The organism is Azospirillum himalayense, from assembly GCF_042657465.1.
Taxonomy (GTDB): Bacteria; Pseudomonadota; Alphaproteobacteria; order Azospirillales; family Azospirillaceae; genus Azospirillum; species Azospirillum himalayense.
On record NZ_JBHSLC010000118.1, the window covers coordinates 15,443 to 36,217 of the forward strand.

The following is a 20,775-nucleotide window of genomic DNA, read 5'->3' on the forward strand; positions in this document are numbered from 1 at the left end:
GGGGCAAGGGTGACAACGCGCCGCAACCCTGGATGATCCCGACTTCGCCTTCAGCGGCGGCCCCTTCGCCGGCTCATCCTTCCACAGCCTCTTTCGGGGCATTTCCGCCGGCCGCCGACACCGCCACGGCCGCCCGAGCCGCCTCCGCCTTGGCCTGCGCCATCTGCTCCAGGCGGGAGCGGTAGCCGGTCACGGCGACGGCAACCTCCGCCATCATCGCGTCGAGCGGGCGGGCCGTGTCCACCGCCTGCATCAGGTCGCGGGCGAGCGTGCGCACGCTCTCCACCTCCTCCGTCGCGACGGCGCCCGATTCGGCCTGGAGGCGCAGGCGCTCCGCCATCATCTTCAGGGACTTGGCGACGGACTCCGCCGGCCCCGGCTCACCCAGATCGTCGAGGCGGCGCAACAGGTCGTCGAGGAAGGCCGGGACGCGGGCCAGATGCTCCACCGCCATGCGCTCCAGGGGGCGGGCGGTCAGGCCGGTGGCGGCGAACTCGATCAGGAAGGCGACCTGGACGCTGATGCGCAGCAGCTTCTGTTCGTTGACGAAGTGGTTGGCCTCGGCCATGAGCTGCCGGGCGTTGATGTGGGCCCAGCGGTTGGTGGCCTTCAGCCGCAGCGTGTTCGGCGCGTCGAGCAGCGGCACCTGGGCGCCCTCGCGCGGCGACTTGCGCCGGTCGGGGCCGGTGTAGTCGGCGGTCACCACGAATTTCTTGCGCGATTCGATCAGGGCGGCCAACCGCTCCTGCACCTGCTTTGGCGAAACCGGCTTCACCAGCAGATCGTCGGCCCCGGCATTGGTGACGCGCATGACCAGAAGCGGCGTCGGCTGCCACGTCGTGGCGACGATGCAGGTGTAGGGGTTGCGGGTGTCCGGCTCGTTGCGCAGGCGGCGGATGAGGCGCAGCGCCTCCGCCTCCTCCCCATCGATGTCCAGCAGGATCAGGTCGGGGGTGGCCGCCGCCGCCATGTCCGCTGCATCCCGGACCGAACCGTAGGTCTCCGCCCGCTTCATCCCCAGCCGCGCCAGCACCTCGCGCAGGACGCGCTGGGTGTTGGACTGCGTGTCGATGATGGCGGCATCAACCAGGGAGAAGTCGTAATCGGGCATGCGTCGATTCCGCGGAAACCGGAGGTGGAAGGGGCACCCCAGGCCAGGACGTTAGCACAGGCGGAAAATGCCGCCTATTGACCCGCATCAACGACCGGGCGATTCGACCTGCACGAACACCAGCGCCGTCCGCCCGTCCACCGGCATCGTCCGCCCGGCGAGTTGCATCCGGCCGTCGCCGGCCCCGTCCGCCACGCGGGTGTCGAGCACGCAGCGCCAGCCGCGCGCGTCGGGAACCTCGGGCAGGGTGACGTTGACCGTGTCGGTGTGGGCGTTCAGCACGATCAGCAGCACCCCGTCGTCCTGCGGCGCCCCGTCCACTCCGGTGTAGCTTCCGGCATGGCCGTTGAGCAGCAGCATGATGCAGCGCGCGTGGCTGTTGCGCCAATCCTCCGCCGACTTCTCCACCCCTTGCGGCGTGTACCAGACGATGTCCTTCAAACCGTCCGCGGAGGTGCGGCGGCCGTGCAGGAACACCGGACGGCGCAGCACCGGATGGGCCTTGCGCAGCGCGATCAGCCGCTTGACGAAGGCCAGCATCGGCCCGCCCTCGCCCTTCAGCCGCGCCCAGTCGAGCCAGGAGGTCTCGTTGTCCTGGCAATAGGCGTTGTTGTTGCCCTTCTGGCTGTGGCCGATCTCGTCGCCGGCCAGCATCATCGGCGTGCCCTGGGACAGGAACAGGGTGGCCAGCAGGTTGCGCTTCTGCCTCGCGCGGGCCTCGCGGATCGCCGGGTCGTCGGTCTCCCCTTCCACCCCGTGGTTCCAGGAATGGTTGGCGGAATGGCCGTCGCGGTTGTCCTCGCCGTTGGCCCAATTGTGCTTGTCGTTGTAGGAAACGAGGTCGTGCAGGGTGAAGCCGTCATGCGCCGTGACGAAGTTCACCGACGACCAGGGCCGCCGACCGCGCTTCTCGAACAGGTCCGACGAGCCGGCGACGCGCCCGGCCAGTTCCGGCAGCATGCCGTCGTCGCCGCGCCAGTAGCGGCGCACGGTATCGCGGTAGCGGTCGTTCCACTCCGCCCAGCCCGGCGGGAAGTTGCCGACCTGATAGCCGCCGGGACCGACGTCCCACGGCTCGGCGATCAGCTTCACGTCGGCCAGAGCCGGGTCCTGCCGCACGGCGTCGAGGAAGCCCGAACCGGGGTCGAACCCATAGGGCTCCCGCGCCAGCACGGTGGCGAGGTCGAAGCGGAAGCCGTCGACATGCATCTCCGTCACCCAGTAGCGCAAGGAGTCCATGACCATCTGGAGCACGCGCGGGTGGCTGAGATTCAGGGTGTTCCCGGTGCCGGTGTCGTTGATGTAGAAGCGCGGGTTGTCGGGCAGCAGCCGGTAATAGCTGAGATTGTCGATGCCCTTGAAGGACAGGGTGGGGCCGAGATGGTTGCCCTCGCCCGTGTGGTTGTAGACCACGTCGAGGATGACCTCGATCCCCGCCTCGTGCAGGCGGGCGACCATGGTCTTGAACTCCGACAGCACGCCGGTGGTCATGTAGCGCGGCTCGGGCGCGAAGAAGCCGACACTGTTGTAGCCCCAGTAGTTGCGCAGGCCCTGCCCGACCAGATGCCGGTCGTCGGCGAAGGACTGCACCGGCAGGAACTCCACCGAGGTGATCCCCAGCGCCTTGAGATAGTCGATGACCGCGTGAGTGGACATGCCCGCGAAGGTGCCGCGCAGCGGGGCCGGCACCTCCGGGTGGCGCATGGTGAAGCCGCCGACATGCGTCTCGTAGATCACCGTGTCCGACCAGGGGACCGCCGGATGCCGGTCGTGGCCCCAGGTGAAGGCGCGGTCGACCACGCGGCACTTCGGCATGCCGCGCGCGTTGTCGCGCCGGTCGAAGGACAAATCCTCGCGCGTCGAGCCGACGCGGTAGCCGTAATGGGCGTCCGACCAGCGGAACGGCCCGAACAGCGCCTTGGCGTAGGGGTCGAGCAGCAGCTTGTTCGGGTTGAAGCGGTGCCCCGCCGCGGGTTCGTAGGGGCCATGGACGCGGTAGCCGTAGAGCAGGCCGGGCCGGGCCTCCGGCAGATAGCCGTGCCAGACCTCGTCGGTGTGCTCCGGCAGGACGACCCGCTCGACCTCGCGTTGGCCGGTCTGGTCGAACAGGCACAGCTCGACCTTCTCGGCGTGGGCGGAGAACAAGGCGAAGTTGACCCCGAACCCGTCCCAGTTCGCCCCCAGCGGATAGGGCTTGCCGGGCCAGACGGCGGTGCGCGTGGCGGTGGAGATGGACATCAGGGCAGACTCACCACGGGCACGGACATCGGGCGGAACCGCAAGCGGCTTGCGCCAGGCGCGGCAGGTGACCTAGCCGAAGCGGATAGCCACCTGCTGCAATAAAGGAGCGACGCGCCGGTCGCGTCAAGTGCGGAACGCCGCTCGTCCCTTCTCCCATTGGTCGAAGCGAGCCCCCTTACCCCGCCTTCCGCTCCAGCACCAGCGTGCCCAGCGGCGGCAGGGTCAGGGTGATGGAGTGCGGACGGCCATGCCACTCCGTCTCCTCGCTCTCCACGCCGCCGGCGTTGCCGACGCCGCTGCCGCCATACTCCGGGGCGTCGGTGTTCAGCACCTCCTCGTAGCGGCCCGGCAGGGTGACGCCGACGCGGTAGCCGTCGCGCGGCATCGGGGTGAAGTTGCAGACCACGACCACATGGTGCTCCGGGTCCTCCCCGCTCTTGCGCAGGAAGGCGAGGACGGAGTTGTCACTGTCGTTGGCCTCGATCCACTCGAAGCCCGCCGGGTCGCAATCGGTCTGGTGCAGCGGCTTCAGCCCGCGGTACAGGCCGTTCAGGTCGCGCACCAGCGCGTGCAGCCCCTGGTGCAGCGGCTCCTCCAGCAGGTGCCAGTCCAGGCTGCGCGCCTCGCTCCATTCGCGCCACTGGCCGAACTCGCCGCCCATGAACAGCAGCTTCTTGCCGGGATGGGCGAACATGAAGCCGTAATAGGCGCGCAGATTGGCGAACTTCTGCCAGTCGTCGCCCGGCATCTTGTTGATGAGCGAGCCCTTGCCGTGCACCACCTCGTCGTGGCTGAGCGGCAGGACGAAGTTTTCCGAGAACTGGTAGATCAGGCCGAAGGTGAGCTGGTGGTGGTGGTAACGGCGGTGGATGGGGTCCTTCGCCATGTACTCCAGCGTGTCGTGCATCCAGCCCATGTTCCACTTGTAGCCGAAGCCCAGCCCGCCGAGATAGACGGGCCGCGACACCGCCGGCCAAGCCGTGGATTCCTCAGCCACCGTCATGATCCCCTGATGATGGCCGTAGGTCAGCTCGTTCATCCGCTTGAGGAAGGCGATGGATTCCAGGTTCTCGCGCCCGCCGAAGCGGTTGGGAACCCACTCGCCGGCCTTGCGGCTGTAATCGAGGTAGAGCATGGAGGCCACGGCGTCGACCCGCAGCCCGTCCAGCCGGTAATGCTCCAGCCAGAACAGCGCGTTGCCGAGCAGGAAGTTCTGCACCTCCGTCCGGCCGAAATTGTAGATCAGCGTGTTCCAGTCCTGATGATAGCCCTGGCGCGGGTCGGCGTGCTCGTAGAGGTGCGTGCCGTCGAACCAGCCCAGCCCGTGCGGGTCGGTCGGGAAATGGCCGGGCACCCAGTCGAGCAGAAGCCCGATCCCCGCCGCGTGGCAGGCGTCGACGAAATACTTGAAGTCCTCCGGCGTGCCGTGGCGGCTGGTCGGCGCGTACATGCCGATCGGCTGGTAGCCCCAGGAGCCGTCGAAGGGATGCTCGGTGATCGGCAGCAGCTCGATGTGGGTGAAGCCGAGATCCTTCACATAGGGAACCAGCCGGTCGGCCAGTTCGCGGTAGGTGAGGAAGCGGTCGCCCTCCTCCGGCACCCGCGCCCAGGAGCCGAGATGGACCTCGTAGATGGAAATCGGCGCGGTCAGGTCGGCGCTGGCGGAGCGGGTCCGCTGCCACTCGGCGTCCTGCCAGTCGTAAGACGGCAGCCCGTGCACGACGGAGGCGGTCTGGGGACGGAACTCGGCCTGGAAGGCGTAGGGGTCGGACTTCAGCGGCAGCAGGTCGCCGCCGGCCCCCTTGATCTCGAACTTGTAGCGCTGGCCGACGGTGGCGTGGGGCACGAAGATCTCCCACACGCCGGCTTCCGTCCGCTTGCGCATGGGCAGGCGACGCCCGTCCCAGTCGCAGAAATCGCCGACGACGCTGACCCGCCGGGCGTTGGGCGCCCAGACGGCGAAGGCCACGCCGGCCACCCCGTCGATCTCCCGCGGGTGGGCGCCCAGCCGCTCGAAGCTCTTGAGGTGCGTGCCCTCGGCGAGCAGATGGATGTCCAGTTCGCCCAGGACGGACCAGAAGCGGAAGGCGTCCTCGAACTCCACCGTCGCCAGCGGGAACTGGACGCGCAGGCGGTAACGGAAGGGCTCCTTGCGGTCGGGCAGGACGGCAAGGAAGAAGCCCTCGTCATGGACCTTGTCGGCCTCGCCCACCGGGTCGCCGGACGCGCTGTCGACCACCCACAGCTTCTCCGCGCCGGGGATGAAGGCGCGGACCTCGACGGGCTGGTCCTTGCCGGTCTGGTGCATGCCCAGGATCGCGAAGGGATCACCGTGGTCGGCGTGGACGATGGCCTCGATGCCGCCGCTCAACGGCGACGCGGCCTTCGGCGACGCTTCCTGCGCCTTGGCACGGTTTCCCGTTCGGATGTCGTTCGGCATCGGCTGACCTTCCCCTACCCTTGCTCGTTCTTGGGGTGTGAACATAGCGCCGGGGCGTTTGTCACACCACGCCCGCGGCGTCCTATGTCCCGTTTCGGGTTTCGCCTCAGGACTCGCCATCCAGAAGCCCCAGCACGCCCTTCACCGGAATGCCGATCCAGTTGGGCCGGTTGGCGGCCTCGTAGGCGATCTCGTACAGCGCCTTCTCCATCAGGAACAGCGCCAGCAGGCGGCGGTCCGTGGCGGTTCCGTCCGGCACGTCCGGGCAGGCCCCCATGGCGGCGCGGTAGGCCTCCAGGAAGCTCTGCATGCTGCGCCGTTCCCAATCGAGCGCCGCCTCCATCACGGCACCGGCTTCCTCCAGCACCCCCGTCTCGTCGATGCGGAACAGCGCCGCCCAGGTGGCGTAGTTGAAGGAGCGCAGCATCCCCGCCACATCGCGCAGCGGGCTGTGCTTGGCCCGGCGCTCCTCCAGCGACTTCGCCGGCTCGCCCTCGAAATCGATGATGTACCAGTCGTTCTGGGCGCGCAGCACCTGCCCCAGGTGATAGTCGCCGTGGATGCGCGTCTTGTCGCCCTGCGGCGGGGTGTCCGCCAGCTCGGCCAGACGGTTCATCACGTCGGCGCGGCGGGCCAGCAGGGATTCCGCCTGCTCGCGCACGGCGGGGGCAAGACGGTCCAGCGCGCCGGGCAGCGCGGCGAAGGCGGCCTCGGCCTGACGGCGGGCGGCCTCGCCCCAGCCCTTCAGGTCGTCGGCGGTGACCGGTTCGGGATCGAAGGCCGGGTCGCCGGTCCGCTTGGCCAGCGCGCAATGGAGTTCCGCCGTGCGTTGACCGAGCGTCGCCATCATGGCGGCGTGCATGCCGAAGGGTTCGCCCTCGGTCGGCTCCTCCGGGTCGTGGGCGAGGCCGAGACGGATGTCGTCCAGATCGCGCACCAGCGAATCGACGGTGCTGCTCCAGCCGTCACCCTGGTTTCGAACGTAGCCCTGGAGCACGAACAGCGCGGTCGGCGTGCCGTCCTCCGCCACATGCTCGACCGAGCCGAGCAGCGATGGCGTGTTCTGGAAGCCCGCCACCTCGGTCAGGAAGCGTCCGACCTCGATCTCCGGATGGGCGCCGGGGGTCAGGCGGCGGAACGCCTTCAGGACGGCTTGGCTGCCGACGAGGATGGAGCTGTTGCTCTGCTCCACGCCCAGACGGCGGATCTCGGTCTCGTCATCCACCGCGAGGTCGGCCATGCAGGCCGTGGGGGAGAAGCGCAGGTGTCCGCTCGACGCCGGAACCTCCCGCCCCTCGCGCAGGGCGGCCAGCAGACTGCGGGTGAAGGCGTCGGCCTGCATAGCGTCGTAGATGGCGCCGGTGCGCGGCCCGCGCCGGGCCTTGGCCAGCGTGAAGGGCAGCAGCGGCCAGCCGGTGTTGCCGGCGTTCTCCTCCCAGCTCATGGCGAGCGGCAGGAAGTAGGACTGGGGCTTGGCGCCGGTCAGGGAGACATCGGCCCGCACCATCATGAAGCCGTCGCCCGGCCCGTTGAGCCGCGCGAACATCGGGATGTGCGCGCTCTCGATCCGGCGGTCCTTGGCAGCGAACCAGCGCTGCTGCGGCAGGTAGGCCTGCAGGATGTCGCGCGCCAACTCCTCGCCGGCCCGGCCGCTGATCAGGCTCTGCCAGCCGTCGCGCACGACGATGGTCAGCAGGTCGGGCACCGGCTCCGGCATCGTCTCGTGCCAGGAGGGCAGCGCAGCCTCGGCGGCCAGCGCGAACCAGTAGAATCCGTAGGCGGGGATGGTCAGCAGATAAGGCAGATCGCCGACCGGCGGGAAGACCGTCCGGCCCAGCATCTCCACCGGCACGCGGCCGCGGAACTGTTTGAGGTCCAGCTCCACCGCCTGGGCGGAGCGGGAGAGATTCGCCACGCAGAGGATGACCTCGTCGCCCTCCTCCGTCGAATGGCAGCGCAGATACGCCAGCACCTTGCGGTTGCCCGGATAGAGAAGCTGGAAACGGCCGCGCCCGAAGGCCTTGTGCTGCTGGCGGACGGCGATCAGCCGCTTCATCCAGTTCAGCAGCGACGACGGGCTGCGCTGCTGCGCCTCGACGTTGATGGCCTGGAAACCGTAGATCGGGTCCTGGATGGCCGGCAGGTACAGCCGCGCCGGGTCGGCGCGGGAGAAGCCGCCGTTGCGGTCGGGCGACCACTGCATCGGCGTGCGCACGCCGTCGCGGTCGCCGAGATAGATGTTGTCGCCCATGCCGATCTCGTCGCCGTAATAGAGCACCGGCGTGCCCGGCATGGACAGCAGCAGGCTCTTCAGCAGCTCGATCTTGCGGCGGTCGTTCTGGAGCAGCGGGGCGAGGCGCCGCCGGATGCCCAGGTTGATCCGCATGCGCCGGTCGGCGGCGTAGAAGTCCCAGAGATAGTCCCGCTCGCGGTCGGTGACCATCTCCAGCGTCAGCTCGTCATGGTTGCGCAGGAAGATGGCCCACTGGCACTCGTCCGGGATGTCCGGGGTCTGGCGCATGATGTCGGCGATGGGGTGCCGGTCCTCCATGGCGACGGCCATGTAGATTCGCGGCATCAGCGGGAAGTGGAAGGCCATGTGGCATTCGTCCCCGCCCTTCTCCAGGTCGCCGAAATAGGGCAGCACGTCCTCCGGCCACTGGTTCGCCTCGGCCAGCAGCATGCGGTCGCCGTAGCCCTTGTCGATCTCCGTGCGGATCGCCTTCAGGACGTCGTGGGTTTCCGGCAGGTTCTCGTTGTTGGTGCCCTCGCGCTCCTTCAGGTAGGGCACGGCGTCGAGCCGCAGCCCGTCCACCCCCATGTCCAGCCAGAAGCGCATGACGTTCAGCACCTCCTGAAGGACCTTCGGGTTGTCGAAGTTCAGGTCGGGCTGGTGCGAATAGAAGCGGTGCCAGAAATAGGCCTGCGCCTCGGAATCCCAGGTCCAGTTGGACTTTTCCGTGTCGCAGAAGATGATGCGGGTGCCCTGGTACTTCTGGTCGGTGTCAGACCAGACGTAGAAATTGCGGTGGTTGGAACCCGGCTTGGCCTGACGGGCGCGCTGGAACCACGGGTGCTGGTCGGAAGTGTGGTTGATGACCAGTTCCGTGATGACGCGCAGGCCGCGGTCATGGCACTCGCGCAGGAACCGCTTGAAGTCCTGGAGATTGCCGTAGGACGGGTTGACCGCCTTGTAATCGGCGATGTCGTAGCCGTCGTCGCGCAGCGGCGAGGGGTAGAAGGGCAGCAGCCACAGCGTGGTGACGCCAAGCTCCTGGATGTAGTCGAGCTTCTGCGTCAGTCCGGCGATGTCGCCGATGCCGTCGTTGTCGGCGTCGAAGAACGCCTTGACGTGAAGCTGATAGATGACCGCGTCCTTGTACCAGAGCGTGTCGTTCCGATCGATCCGGCCATTGTCCGAGTTCTTCATACCGCCCCGTCGCTCCGCTGGTCTGGTGGAGCGGGGCCGCCGCACGGGCGGGGAATCCCGCGCCCATCCGGCAGCCGCGCCACATCATAAACCAGCTAGACTTGGGTCCGTTCCACGGCGAAGGCAACGTTGGACGTGAAACCTGCGATGGCGGACCCGCGTCGCGAGCACTGCCGGCGTCAGGCGTCGGCCAGCGCGGTGACGGAAAGCGGCTGGGTTTCCGTGCTGCTCCGGACGTCCACCGAGACGCCGCCGTTGACGTAGCCGGTCACCGTCTGGCGCAGCGCGTAGACCGTCTTGCCCAGTTCGGCGGTCATCGCCGCATCGTAGGTCGAACCGGGCACCGGCTGGGTGTAGTAGAAGACCGCCGGCGTGCTGTAGGAGGTCGGTGGGATTTCGGCCATCAGGATCGTCATGGTCGAGCTGTAGCGGCAGTCGGCCGGGATCTCGACCGTCTGGCTGACCGAGAGATCGTAGTAATTGGTGACCGAGGTCTCCTTCGTGCCGGTGTAGGTGTAGGACATGGAGAAGGTGCATCCGACCTCGACCTCGCCGGTCAGACCGATCCCGTAAGTGAAGCGCACCTCCTGGACATAGCCGATGGTGTAGGAATCGGTGACCGACAGAGTCAGCGATTGCGATTTCCCGCTGGTGACCGACACCGTGTCGGTGATCGTTGCCGCACCCTGGTTGGTTCCGGAGATGGAGCTGGAGATCGTGCTCGACGGGTTGGTGGGGACCGGCGAGGTGATCGTGAAGGGCTCGACCTCCGAATGGACCGGGGGCAGCAAATCCCAGCGCCACGAAGCTTCCTTGTCGACGAAGGAATAGCTGCGCAGGTCCGGAATGCCGTCCATGCTCAGCCAGCCGGCGACGGACATGGTTTCCCCGTCGCCCTGGCCGCCGTCGTACAGCGCCACCTGCTGGGCAGTCAGCCCGCCGAAATAGATCGACGCCGCCCGGTCGCAGATGTACCAGCCCGCCAGCGACAGCACCGTCGCCATCGGCCATTCGCACAGGAAGAAGGTGTTCCGGTTGTCGGCGTAGTTCAGCCCGTCGAACAGCTGGAAGACGCCGGTGTTCAGATCCACGGTGCGCCAGATGTAGGCGGACAAGCAGTCGTTGGCGCCGAGCTTCTCGACATCGACCGTTTGCGTCTTGCCGTTGCCGATCAGATCGACGCAACGCCCGCAGCCATTGAAGCTGTAGGGCTGGCCGGCGGGCGGGGTGGTCTTGTGCTCCAGAAGGGTCAGGACGACCCCCTCCGGCAGGTTGAAGGCGACCCAGGTGGTCCGGTCGTTGAGGTTGGTCCCGGCAAAGGAGCTCTGAACGCCTTCGATGGCGCCCGAGGTGGTGATGGTCAGGCTGTCGCTGCTCCAGTTCTGATCGGCGTACAGCTTCACCGTGCCCGACGGAAGGCTGGACGGATAGGCCACGGACGTGGTCGGCGGCAACAGATAAGGTGCAGTCATGGCGTTCCCTCGCGCTTGTTGAAACGCCCCAACCTCCGTGTGGCTTTGACGCGAACGCCAGCCACGCCGGTGCATTTCATGAATTCACGAATTGCATTCATTCATATTTATTGACGGAATGGTCGGGGTGATCGGCGAACAATACCGATGATAACTTCCAAAAATAAAACTGTTTTATTTGAATGCGTTTGCACTCAATGCTCTTCGCTTGAGCGTCATGCGTATGTGTTTTTCCAGCCCACGCCGTGGGCCGGACATAAGGAATGGAGCGCACGCGGTTCTTGCAACGATCAGACGGACGCCCGCTTCCGCTTGGCGCCCGGGGTCAGGCTGCGGTAGACGCCCTGATCCTCTTCGATGAAATGCGCGATCAGGCGGTGTTCGACCCAGTTGGTCAGTTCGTTGGGCGTGCAGAAGACGACACCGTACGGCCCTTCGAACCGCAGGGCCAGCAGCTCTTCGGTGATCTGCCGGTGCAGCCGCTTGTGCTTCTCGACGCCGGCGCTCTTGGCGTCGATCCAGAACTGTTCCTCGTCGGAGAAATGCTCCTCCGTGTACTTCACCAGGGCGGCGAAGGCGTTCTGGATGATCTTGTAACCCTGCCCCGCCGCGACCGCCATGTGCAGTAGCCCGGCCAGTTCCAGAAGGGTCCGGTGCTGCTCGTCGATGGACTCGTTTCCGACCGTGTATTCGGACTTCCACGGGAAGCGGGCGGATGGCTGCATGGGGGGCCTGCCGGCGAACGGCTGTGCTGAAGGTGTGGGGGACGCCGCAAGATAGCATCCCGAGCCGCCCGCCGGGGTCGGACAACTTGCCGCAAATCGAATCCCCGCCCAACGCAATAAATACAATTTTCAGCAAATTATTGCGAAAGCGTCGGGTCAGCCCATCACGGGTTTCGTCATGTAGGTCATGCCGCCGCCATAGGAGGCGAGCTTGGCCGCCAGCCCGGCCCCGCCGTCATAAGGCCGGAATCCCTGCGCGTCCCAGAAAGCCCGCGCTCCGGGCGTGGAGGTCAGGGCCAGCCAGCGGAAGCCCTGCCGCGCCGCCAGGGCGTCCATGCGCTCCAGCGCCGCCACGCCCAGCCCCAGCCCCCGCGCCGTCGGCAGCAGGGCGACATCGTGCAAATAGAGGCAGTCCGGCGATTCCGGCAGCGCGCCGAGCGGCGAATCGAGCGGCGGCGGAATGCCCAGACGCCCCGGATGCATGACGATGTAGCCGATGCTGGTCCCGTCGGTCGCCGCACCATTGATTTCCGCCATGGCGCAGCCATCCGGATAGAGGGCCAGACGCTCGGCGAAGACGGCACGGTCCTCCGGGTAATCGGGGTGCACGACCTCGGCGATGGCCATCACACGGTCCAGGTCTGTCGGTTCCATGGCGCGCCAGCCCGCCTTCATCCGCATTCTCCCGTCCTCCCCGCCCTTTCCAGCCTTCCAGCCCACCATCCGGGCGCGCTATGGTGGCCGTTCGCACACCAGCCGACCGGAGGACCACCCATGACCGACACCGCCGCGGCGAGCCTGCTGCCCAAGGTGCGGACCATCGCCCACGAAGCGGGTCAGGTGATCCTGCGCTTCTACAACGACGGCATCGACGCCGCCACAAAGGTCGACGGCAGCCCGGTCACCCAGGCCGATCTGGCCGCCGAGCATGTCATCACCCCGGCCCTGCACCACATCGCCCCCGGCATTCCGGTTGTCGCGGAGGAGGCCGTGGCCGCCGGGAACCGGCCGGATATTTCCGGCGGGCGGTTCTGGCTGGTCGATCCGCTCGACGGCACCAAGGAGTTCATCAACCGCAACGGCGAGTTCACCGTCAACATCGCCCTGATCGACGGCGGGCGCCCGGTCCTGGGCGTCGTCTACGCGCCGGCCACCGGCGACCTCTACGCCGCCTGCGGACCAGGCACCGCGGTTCACTGGGTGGAGGGCCGTCACGACTACCCGATCCAGGTCCGCAAGCCGCCGCCCGACGGCCTGACCGTGGTCGCCAGCCGCTCCCACGGCAGCGGCAGCGAATTGGAGGGGTTCCTTGCCGGCTACACGGTGAAGGACCGGGTGACCTGCGGCAGCTCCCTGAAATTCTGCACGGTCGCCGCGGGCAAGGCCGACCTCTATCCCCGCTTCGGCCCGACCAGCGAATGGGACACCGCCGCCGGCCACGCCATCCTCGCCGCCGCCGGCGGACGGGTGGAGCAGCCCGACGGCTCGCCCTTCCTCTACGGCAAGGCCGACATCCTGAACCCCCATTTCGTTGCGTATGGATGGTGACGTCGCTGTGTGACGCGGCCGTCGCGGTGCTGACCACCGCGGCGCCGCTGGAGAAGGTGCGCCTGACGCGGGACCACGCCGCGGCGTGGCGCGACGGGCGCATCACCGAGTTCGGTTCGCTGTCCCCGCCGGAGCGCCCCGCCCGTCCGGAGCGTCCACCGCTGATGCTGCCCCGCGACATGCCCAAGCGCGGGCGCGGCGGCAGCGCGCAGAACCGCCTCGCCCTGCTGCACGCGCTGGCCCACATCGAGCTGAACGCCATTGATCTCGCCTGGGACATCGTGTGCCGCTTCGTCGGCGAGGGGATGCCCAAGGGATTCACCGACGACTGGGTGCAGGTGGCCGACGACGAGGCCCGGCATTTCCAGATGCTGGAGGAGCGGCTGAACCAGCTCGGGTCCGGCTATGGCGAGCTTCCGGCCCATGACGGGCTGTGGCAGGCCGCGACCACCACCGCCCATGACCTCGCCGCCCGGCTGGCCGTGGTGCCGATGGTCCTGGAGGCGCGCGGGCTCGACGTGACCCCGGAGACCGTACGCCGCCTGCGCGAGTTCGGCGACGCTGAGAGCGCTGCCCTGCTCCAGACCATCCACGACGAGGAGATCACCCACGTCGCCGCCGGACGCCGCTGGTTCGGCCATCTCTGCGCCATGCGCGGCGTGGACCCGGTGGAGACGTGGCAGGATCTGGTGAAGCGGTATTTCCGCGGCGGCCTGAAGAAGCCCTTCAACGTGATCAGCCGCCAAGCCGCCGACTTCGGCCCGGAATTCTACGAGCCGATCGCGGAGTGACGCCCACATCTTTCGTTCCCCTCTCCCGCCCCAGGAGAGGGAGGGGCCCACGCGTGAGCGTGGGAGGGTGAGGGCACCAGCAAGGATTGGTGGATCAATCCTCGCACAACCCTCACCCGGCCCTTCGGGCCACCCTCTCCCGGGGCGGGAGAGGGATGCCTGATCTACCCCCGCAGCAGCTTCGGATTGGTGATGCCCAGCCGGGCCTGGACGATCTCCTCCAGGCACTCCATCAGCACGTCCTGACTGTCGTGGTCGAAGTCGCCCGCAGCGATCTCGATGCACAGCCGGTGCTGCAAGGCCTCGACCCGCTGGCGCAGCTCGGCGCCGGACAGGCTGTCGTCGGCGTCCTCGCCATAGAGCAGCGCCAGCGCCGCCAGCATGGCGTGGCCGGCCTCGTCCGCACCAGCCAGCTCGCGCTGCACGATGCCGAGCGCGTTGGCGATCATCAGCGCCGTGTAGCGCTGGGCCGGCGGGATGTGGGGAAGCAGGTCGGCGCGGAAAGTCTTCGCGACGATGCTCAGCAATTCCTGGGCCTCGGGACTGGTGCGCATCAGGCGACCCTCTCTTCGTCGGCATCGCCCGACGGTTCGGCACCCACCGCCGCCGGGGCGGACGCCGTCAGACCCAGCCCGTGGATGTGGCGCAACAAATCCAACTCGATCTCCGGCAGCATCCGCCCGGTCAAAGCCAGCTCCAGCGAAGGCTCCTCGCCGGAGGTGTGGCGGCGCCCCTGGAGGACCGCGATGGCCGCCCAGCGCATGTAGGCGGCGGTCTCCCAATAGGCGACCGCCTGCGGGTCCACCCGGCGGCCCGAGGTTTCCTCATAACCGGCGTAGAAGTCCTCCCGACCGGCCAGCCCGCCCGCCTCGCGGTCGTGGCGCCCGAACCGCCAGGAGCGGGCGCAGAACCAGCCGAGATCCTCCATGGGATCGCTGAATCCCGCGAACTCCCAGTCCAGGATGGCGGTCAGGCCGCCGTCCTTCACCAGATAGTTCCCGGTGCGGTAGTCGCGGTGGCACAGCACCAGATCGCCCGGCGGCGGCGCGTGGATTTCCAGCCAGCGCAGGCCCCAGGCCAGCACGGCGTCGCGCAGCGCCAGATCGCCCAGCCAGTCGCGGTAGGCGTGGACGCAGTCGAGCGCCGGCGACGCGGCCGGCACCGGCAGATCCTCCAGCCCCGGCGTGTCCGGCCCGGCCTTGTGCAGGCGGCCGAGCTGCCGGCCGAGCTCGCGGGCGAGGCCGCGCTGCGGCTGGTCGGCCTTCACCACCTTGTGTCCGGCCCCGATGCCCTCGGCGCGGCGCATGATGTAGAAGTCGGCGCCGAGGACCGCCGGGTCGCCGCAGGCGGCGATGGGCTCCGGCGCCGCCACCCCGGCGCCAAAGGCGGCGCGCAGCACGGCGAACTCCTGCGCCTTGGAAATGCTGGCCTTCATGCCGGACGTGGCCGCGCCGCCACCCGGTTGGGCGCGCAGCACGCAGGCGTGCCGACCGGCCTGCGGCCCGCCGTCGATGTCCAGAGTCACCGCGAGGTTGAGCGAGATGGCTCCCCCGCCGAGCGTGCCTTCGTCGGCCACCGACACGCGCGTCGCGCCGGTCGCCCCGGCCAGCCACGATTCCAGCCGCGGCCGGCTTTCCCCGTCGATCAGTGCGCCCATCCCATCACCCCCAGGCCCAGAAGCCGTCGCCCTCGTCCATGTAGAATCGCGCCAGGACCATCTTGTGGACCTCCGACGCCCCGTCCACCAGCCGGGCCTGCCGGGCGTAGCGGTACATCCACTCCAGCGCCGTGTCCTTCGAATAGCCCCTGGCCCCGCAGAGCTGGATGGCCGTGTCCACCGCCTTGTGCAGCGTGTCGGCGACATGGACCTTGGCCATCGACACCTCCTTGCGGGCGAAGTCGCCGCGGTCGAGTTGCCACGCCGCCTTCATGATCAGCAGGCGCCCGATCTCGATCTGCATGGCGACGTCGCCCATCATCCACTGCACGCCTTCGTGCCCGGCGAGCGTGGTGCCGAAGCTCTCGCGCTCGCGCACATAGGCGGCGGCGATCTCCATGGCCCGCTTCGACAGGCCGGTCCAGCGCATGCAATGGGTCAGCCGCGCCGGGCCGAGCCGGATCTGCGTCGCCTTCAGCCCGTCACCGACCTTCATCAGGACGTTCTCGTCGGAAACCTCCAGCCCGTCGAAGCGCAGCTCGCAATGGCCGCCATGCTCCTCCGGCCCCATGATCGGGATGCGGCGGACGATCTCCCAGCCGGGCTGGTCCTTGTCGAACAGGAAGGCGGTCAGCCCCTTGCGCGCGTCGTCGGAGGTGCGGGCGATCAGGATGAAATGCTGCGCCTCGCCCGCCCCGGTGATGAACCATTTGCGGCCGGAGATCACCCAGCGGTCGCCCTTGCGCTCCGCTTTGGTCTTCATCATCGAGGGGTCGGAACCGCCGCCGGGATGCGGCTCGGTCATCGCGAAGGCGGAGCGCACCGTGCCGTCGACGATGGGCTGGAGCCAGCGCTCCTTCTGCGCCTCGGTCGCCACCTTGTTGAGAAGCTGCATGTTGCCGTCGTCGGGGGCGGCGCAGTTGAAGCAGACCGGCCCGAAGATGGAGCGGTTCATCTCCTCGTAGGCGGCGGCCATGCCGACGATGCCCAGCCCCTGCCCGCCGCGCGCCGTCGGCATCTGCGGCGCCCACAGCCCGGCGGCCTTCACCTCCCCGCGCAGGCGCTCGAGCAGGGCGGGCGCGATGTTCTCGTGCGCGTCGTAGGAGGCCGGGTCCGCTTCCAGCGGCAGGATGCGCTCCTCCACGAAGGCGCGCACGCGGCGGCGGAACTCCTCGATCGGCGGGGGCAGGCTGAAATCCATCGGTTCGGGTCCTCTCCGTCGTTTTTCTTGATTACAAGGTGCTGACCAGATGCCCGCCGTCCACCGGCACCACAGCCCCGGTCATGTAGGCCGACGCGTCGGAGCAGAGCAGCAGCAGCGGCCCGTCGAGGTCCGCCAGCCGCCCCAGCCGCCGCTGCGGCACCCGCCGGATCAGCGCCTGCCCGGCGTCGGTCGCCAGGAAATCGCGGTTCAGGTCAGTCTCCATGTAGCCGGGAGCCAACGCGTTGACACGGATGCCGTAACGCGCCCATTCCAGGGCCAGCGCCTGGGTCATCTGCACCAGCCCGGCCTTCGACGCGGTGTAGGCCACGACATGGCCGGCCACCCGCAGCCCGAGGATGGAGGCGATGTTGACGATCGACCCGCCCCGCCCCTGCTCCTTCATCACGCGCGCCGTCTCCTGCGCGGTGAGGAAGGCGCCCTTCAGGTTGGTGTCGATGACGCGGTCCCACTCCTCCTCCGCGTAATCGAGCGCGGGCTTTGCGACGGTGGCCCCGGCGTTGTTGACGAGGATGTCGAGCCCGCCGAGCGCGCCCGCCGCCTCGCGGACGCCGGTGCGGACGGAGGCGGCGTCGGTGACGTCCAGCGGCACGGCGATGGCCTGCCCGCCCGCCGCTTCGATCTCGGCGACGGCGGCGTCCAGGCTCTCGCGCCGCCGCGCGGCCAGAGCGACGCGGGCGCCCGCCGCGGCGAGCACCCCCGCGAAGTGGCGGCCCAGGCCGGCGGAGGCCCCGGTGACGAGGGCGGTGCGGTTGGTGAGGAAGAGGGTCATGGGGGTCCTGAGTTTGTGAAGGTGGGGTTCATGCGGCGGGCCCCCTCCCTAACCCTCCCCCGCTCTCGGCGGACCGAAGGTCCGCCTGCCGCGTCAGCGCAAACCTCCGGTTTGCGCGAGAGCTGCGCAGGGGAGGGAACGGCTCCTCCCCCTGCGAAGCGGGGGGAGGTTGGGAGGGGGGCCCGATCCGACCAGTCCCTCACAACCCCCTCGCCTGCTCGCGCAGCACGAACTTCTGTATCTTCCCGGTCGAGGTCTTCGGCAGGGCCCCGAACACCACCGTCCGGGGCGCCTTGAAATGGGCAAGATGGTCGCGGCACCAACCGATCACCTCGGCCTCGGTCACCCGCCCCTCCGATCCCGGCTTCAGCGTGACGAAGGCGCAGGGCGTCTCGCCCCATTTCGCATCGGGACGGGCAACGACGGCGGCCTCCATGACGTGGGGGTGCTTGTAGAGGACCTCCTCGACCTCCAGCGAGGCGATGTTCTCACCGCCGGAGATGATGATGTCCTTGGCGCGGTCCTTGATCTCGACGTAGCGGTCGGGGTGCAGCACGGCGAGGTCGCCGGTGTGCAGCCAGCCGTCGCGCAGCGCCTCCTCGGTCGCAGCGGGGTTCTTCAGGTAGCCCTTCATCACCGTGTTGCCGCGCAGCGCCAGTTCGCCCAGCGTCTCGCCGTCGGCGGGCACCTCGCGGCCGGTGTCGGGGTCGAGCACGGTCTGCTCGGACATGGTGACGTTGGGCACGCCCTGGCGGGCCATCTTCACCGCCCGCTCCTCCAGCGGCAATTCCGCCCAGCTCTCCTGCCACGCGCAGCCGGTGGAGGGGCCGTAGCATTCCGTCATGCCGTAGAGATGGGTCAGGCGAAAGCCCATCCGCTCCATCCCCGCGACCACCGCGCTGGGCGGCGCGGCGCCGCCGGTCGCCACCTGCACCGGGCCGTGGTCGAAGCCGCGCTTCACCGCGTCCGGTGCATGGATCAGCATGGTCAGCACGACCGGCGCGCCGCAGAGATGGGTGACCTTCTCCTCGGCGATCAGGCGGAAGATCGCCGCCGGGTCGACGGCGCGCAGGCAGACATGGGTCGCCCCCACCGCCGTCACCGCCCAGGGGTAGGTCCAGCCGTTGCAGTGGAACATGGGCAGCGTCCACAGATAGACGCTGTCGGGCCGCAGGCCGAAGGTGATGACGTTGCCGAGCGCGTTCAAATGGGCGCCACGGTGATGGTACAGAACGCCCTTGGGGTTGCCCGTTGTGCCGGAGGTGTAGTTGAGCGCGATGGACTCCCACTCGTCCTCGGGCGTGCGCCAGGGCGCCTCGGGATCGCCGGTCTTGAGGAAACCCTCATACTCCAGCTCGCCCACCGGGTCGGCGTCCTGCGCCGCCGGGTCGTCGATCCACACCACGCACGGCGGGGCCCCCATGCGCTCCAGCGCGGCGCGGGCCACCGCGGACAGGCCGCGGTCCACCAGGAACAGGCGGCTTTCGGCGTGCTCCAGGATGAAGGCGACGGCGGGCGGGTCGAGCCGCGTGTTGATGGCGTTCAGCACCGCCCCGGCTCCGGGAATGCCGAAATGCGCCTCCAGCATCGCCGGGGTGTTGAAGGCCAGGACCGACACCACCTCTCCCGGCCGGACGCCGGCCCCGGTCACCGCGGAGGCCAGCGCGCGGGCGCGGCGCTCCACCTCCGCCCAACTCCGCCGCAAGGGGCCGTAGACCACGGCGGTCTTGTCCGGATAGACCATCGCGGAGCGGCGCAGGAAGTCCAGCGGCGTCAATGGCACATGGTTGGCCGTGCGCCTGGATAGGTCTGCGGACGGAGTGGTGGCGTCCACGCTCGTCTCCTTCCCTGTTCTGCAGTCCCTGTTTATGGGCTGGCGCCTTACATCGAACGCCTTGCTGACGATGGTAGTCACGAACCATTGGGCAGAACAAGATTCACCTTTGGTCAGCCCCGTTCCTTATGCCCGCAAGAACGTGGCAGGGACGGGCGAGCGCGTTACCGCCTCTGGCGCCGCGGTTGCAAGCCGTCCGCCCGCTACACTGTCGGGCATCGAGCCGTATGGGGGCGACCATGACGACGGTGCGGATCGCGTTCGACAAGGAACTGGTGCTGTCCGGGCACTTTCTGCTGAAGCATCTGGAGAAGCCGGAACTGCAACGCCTCGCCGCCAGCGCCCGGCTGGCCTATTTCCGGCCCGGCGCGGTCATCTTCCAGAAGGGCGACCCCGGCGACAGCATGATGGCGGTCATCCGCGGGCGGGTGAAGATCTGCTCCCACTCCACCGATGGCAAGGAACTGGTGCTGAACATCATCAACAAGGGAGGCCTGTTCGGAGAGATCGCCCTGCTCGATGGGGAGCCGCGGACCGCCGACGCCGTGGCGCTGGAGGAAACCGACCTGCTGGTGCTCGACCGCTCGAAGTTCGTGCCCCTGCTGAACGAGCGCCCGGCGGTGGCGCTCCAGCTCATCACGGTGCTGTGCAAGCGCCTGCGCCAGACCAGCGAGCATCTGGAGGACACGCTGTTCCTGGAGGCGTCGTCGCGCTTCGCCCGCGCGCTGATGCGGCTGGCCGACGTGTTCGGCAAGCCGGCGCCGGGCGGGCTGAAGCTGGACATCAAGCTGTCGCAGCAGCAACTCGGATGTCTGGTCGGCGTCTCGCGCGAGAGCATCAACAAGCTGTTAGGTGAATGGCAGCGCAACGGCGTGATCGCCGTGGAATCCGGGCGGATCACCCTGCTCGACCGCGACGCGCTGGAGGAGATTGCCGAGGCGAATGGGTAGGGAATATGGATGCCAGCGGTCAAGGTGTGTATACTTTTGCATGAAGCTGTTACCGCTTCAGCCTGTGAATAATATCAACCCAAATTAAGGATATTTTATATGTGGAGCAATATCGAACATGAAAAACCAGACGGAAAAAAAGAAAGACGAACAGTAGATAATGAAACAGGTGCTTATATCAGGTTTGTTGCCCAGCGCCCTGATCAAGTTACCGTTATGATGATTGTGTGGGGTAAGTGGGTTGTAGGTTTTGATACAATAGGAAAAATGGAAAATGTGGGGGTGTCGGGGAGAGAGAGGGTTGATGTAAGTGTTATTGCGTTTCCGGCAATATCTTCAGAAAGATTTTATGAGATTGAAGCCAATTTCCCATCAGAAAAAAAAGATCAAGAAAGAATTATTGAGTTAACCAATGATGGATTAAAAATGTTCGGTAGCATTTATAATGGACACGACAAACCGGAGAATTACTACAATATCCATTGGCATATTTGAATATTTTGCTGCCGCGCACAGGATCTTACTGAACAGATCCACTTTTAGCCAGAGGGTCAATCGAGCAAGGAGTGTTTGAATCAGGCC

At 67.6% G+C, this 20,775-nt stretch carries 16 protein-coding genes; 4 read left to right on the forward strand and 12 right to left on the reverse strand.

Going from position 1 to position 20,775, the window contains the following annotated elements; translation table 11 throughout:
- Nucleotides 1–73: 73 nt before the first annotated feature.
- From ACFPMG_RS31985 to ACFPMG_RS32015, 7 genes are all read right to left on the reverse strand, one after another.
- Nucleotides 74–1,111, reverse strand: a complete 1,038-nt coding sequence (locus ACFPMG_RS31985) for a response regulator (protein WP_376999808.1) — start codon at nt 1,109–1,111, stop codon at nt 74–76.
- 87 nt (nt 1,112–1,198) lie between these two features.
- On the reverse strand, nt 1,199–3,349 hold the full coding sequence (glgX, locus tag ACFPMG_RS31990) for a glycogen debranching protein GlgX (RefSeq protein WP_376999810.1): 2,151 nt from the start codon (nt 3,347–3,349) through the stop codon (nt 1,199–1,201).
- A gap of 178 nt (nt 3,350–3,527) precedes the next feature.
- Nucleotides 3,528–5,792: a 1,4-alpha-glucan branching protein GlgB gene (gene glgB, locus ACFPMG_RS31995; RefSeq protein ID WP_376999812.1), complete on the reverse strand. Its 2,265-nt coding sequence runs from the start codon at nt 5,790–5,792 to the stop codon at nt 3,528–3,530.
- A gap of 106 nt (nt 5,793–5,898) precedes the next feature.
- Nucleotides 5,899–9,222: a maltose alpha-D-glucosyltransferase gene (gene treS / locus ACFPMG_RS32000; RefSeq protein ID WP_376999814.1), complete on the reverse strand. Its 3,324-nt coding sequence runs from the start codon at nt 9,220–9,222 to the stop codon at nt 5,899–5,901.
- A gap of 179 nt (nt 9,223–9,401) precedes the next feature.
- A complete protein-coding gene (locus ACFPMG_RS32005; protein WP_376999816.1) occupies nt 9,402–10,694 on the reverse strand; it encodes a hypothetical protein in 1,293 nt (430 codons plus the stop codon).
- A 290-nt stretch (nt 10,695–10,984) separates the two neighbouring features.
- The gene (locus ACFPMG_RS32010) at nt 10,985–11,419 is read right to left on the reverse strand and encodes a bacteriohemerythrin (protein WP_376999818.1); all 435 of its coding nucleotides are present in this window, start codon (nt 11,417–11,419) and stop codon (nt 10,985–10,987) included.
- A gap of 156 nt (nt 11,420–11,575) precedes the next feature.
- On the reverse strand, nt 11,576–12,100 hold the full coding sequence (locus ACFPMG_RS32015; RefSeq protein WP_376999820.1) for a GNAT family N-acetyltransferase: 525 nt from the start codon (nt 12,098–12,100) through the stop codon (nt 11,576–11,578).
- 93 nt (nt 12,101–12,193) lie between these two features.
- On the opposite strand from ACFPMG_RS32015, the gene cysQ reads away from it, so the two are divergent.
- Nucleotides 12,194–12,967, forward strand: a complete 774-nt coding sequence (cysQ, locus tag ACFPMG_RS32020; protein WP_376999822.1) for a 3'(2'),5'-bisphosphate nucleotidase CysQ — start codon at nt 12,194–12,196, stop codon at nt 12,965–12,967.
- Nucleotides 12,961–13,758, forward strand: coding sequence for a ferritin-like domain-containing protein (locus ACFPMG_RS32025; RefSeq protein WP_376999824.1), 798 nt, complete (start codon nt 12,961–12,963; stop codon nt 13,756–13,758). The genes cysQ and ACFPMG_RS32025 overlap by 7 nt, the downstream gene beginning before the upstream one ends.
- 164 nt (nt 13,759–13,922) lie before the next feature.
- Here ACFPMG_RS32025 and ACFPMG_RS32030 read toward each other — a convergent pair whose 3' ends face one another.
- From ACFPMG_RS32030 to ACFPMG_RS32050, 5 genes are all read right to left on the reverse strand, one after another.
- Nucleotides 13,923–14,312, reverse strand: a complete 390-nt coding sequence (locus ACFPMG_RS32030) for a DUF6285 domain-containing protein (protein ID WP_376999826.1) — start codon at nt 14,310–14,312, stop codon at nt 13,923–13,925.
- Complete coding sequence (locus ACFPMG_RS32035) at nt 14,312–15,415, reverse strand: phosphotransferase family protein (RefSeq protein ID WP_376999828.1); 1,104 nt, start codon at nt 15,413–15,415, stop codon at nt 14,312–14,314. The genes ACFPMG_RS32030 and ACFPMG_RS32035 overlap by 1 nt, the downstream gene beginning before the upstream one ends.
- A 4-nt stretch (nt 15,416–15,419) precedes the next feature.
- A complete protein-coding gene (locus tag ACFPMG_RS32040) occupies nt 15,420–16,616 on the reverse strand; it encodes an acyl-CoA dehydrogenase family protein (protein ID WP_376999830.1) in 1,197 nt (398 codons plus the stop codon).
- A gap of 31 nt (nt 16,617–16,647) precedes the next feature.
- Nucleotides 16,648–17,409, reverse strand: a complete 762-nt coding sequence (locus tag ACFPMG_RS32045; RefSeq protein WP_376999832.1) for an SDR family NAD(P)-dependent oxidoreductase — start codon at nt 17,407–17,409, stop codon at nt 16,648–16,650.
- Between the two features lie 199 nt (nt 17,410–17,608).
- Entirely contained in the window at nt 17,609–19,243 is a 1,635-nt protein-coding gene (locus ACFPMG_RS32050; RefSeq protein WP_376999834.1) for an acyl-CoA synthetase, read from the reverse strand.
- 239 nt (nt 19,244–19,482) lie between these two features.
- Between ACFPMG_RS32050 and ACFPMG_RS32055 the strand changes: the two genes are divergently transcribed.
- Nucleotides 19,483–20,193 (forward strand): Crp/Fnr family transcriptional regulator, encoded by a 711-nt coding sequence (locus ACFPMG_RS32055; protein ID WP_014240588.1) that lies wholly within the window; start codon nt 19,483–19,485, stop codon nt 20,191–20,193.
- Between the two features lie 99 nt (nt 20,194–20,292).
- On the forward strand, nt 20,293–20,688 hold the full coding sequence (locus tag ACFPMG_RS32060; RefSeq protein ID WP_376999836.1) for a hypothetical protein: 396 nt from the start codon (nt 20,293–20,295) through the stop codon (nt 20,686–20,688).
- Nucleotides 20,689–20,775: the final 87 nt, after the last annotated feature.

Bases quoted from the DNA above. Each gene is read 5' to 3' on its own strand.
- ACFPMG_RS31985 (WP_376999808.1), bottom strand. From the start codon at position 1,111: ATGCCCGATTACGACTTCTCCCTGGTTGATGCCGCCATCATCGACACG.
- glgX (WP_376999810.1), bottom strand. From the start codon at position 3,349: ATGTCCATCTCCACCGCCACGCGCACCGCCGTCTGGCCCGGCAAGCCC.
- glgB (WP_376999812.1), bottom strand. From the start codon at position 5,792: ATGCCGAACGACATCCGAACGGGAAACCGTGCCAAGGCGCAGGAAGCG.
- treS (WP_376999814.1), bottom strand. From the start codon at position 9,222: ATGAAGAACTCGGACAATGGCCGGATCGATCGGAACGACACGCTCTGG.
- ACFPMG_RS32005 (WP_376999816.1), bottom strand. From the start codon at position 10,694: ATGACTGCACCTTATCTGTTGCCGCCGACCACGTCCGTGGCCTATCCG.
- ACFPMG_RS32010 (WP_376999818.1), bottom strand. From the start codon at position 11,419: ATGCAGCCATCCGCCCGCTTCCCGTGGAAGTCCGAATACACGGTCGGA.
- ACFPMG_RS32015 (WP_376999820.1), bottom strand. From the start codon at position 12,100: ATGCGGATGAAGGCGGGCTGGCGCGCCATGGAACCGACAGACCTGGAC.
- cysQ (WP_376999822.1), top strand. From the start codon at position 12,194: ATGACCGACACCGCCGCGGCGAGCCTGCTGCCCAAGGTGCGGACCATC.
- ACFPMG_RS32025 (WP_376999824.1), top strand. From the start codon at position 12,961: ATGGTGACGTCGCTGTGTGACGCGGCCGTCGCGGTGCTGACCACCGCG.
- ACFPMG_RS32030 (WP_376999826.1), bottom strand. From the start codon at position 14,312: ATGCGCACCAGTCCCGAGGCCCAGGAATTGCTGAGCATCGTCGCGAAG.
- ACFPMG_RS32035 (WP_376999828.1), bottom strand. From the start codon at position 15,415: ATGGGCGCACTGATCGACGGGGAAAGCCGGCCGCGGCTGGAATCGTGG.
- ACFPMG_RS32040 (WP_376999830.1), bottom strand. From the start codon at position 16,616: ATGGATTTCAGCCTGCCCCCGCCGATCGAGGAGTTCCGCCGCCGCGTG.
- ACFPMG_RS32045 (WP_376999832.1), bottom strand. From the start codon at position 17,409: ATGACCCTCTTCCTCACCAACCGCACCGCCCTCGTCACCGGGGCCTCC.
- ACFPMG_RS32055 (WP_014240588.1), top strand. From the start codon at position 19,483: ATGACGACGGTGCGGATCGCGTTCGACAAGGAACTGGTGCTGTCCGGG.
- ACFPMG_RS32060 (WP_376999836.1), top strand. From the start codon at position 20,293: ATGTGGAGCAATATCGAACATGAAAAACCAGACGGAAAAAAAGAAAGA.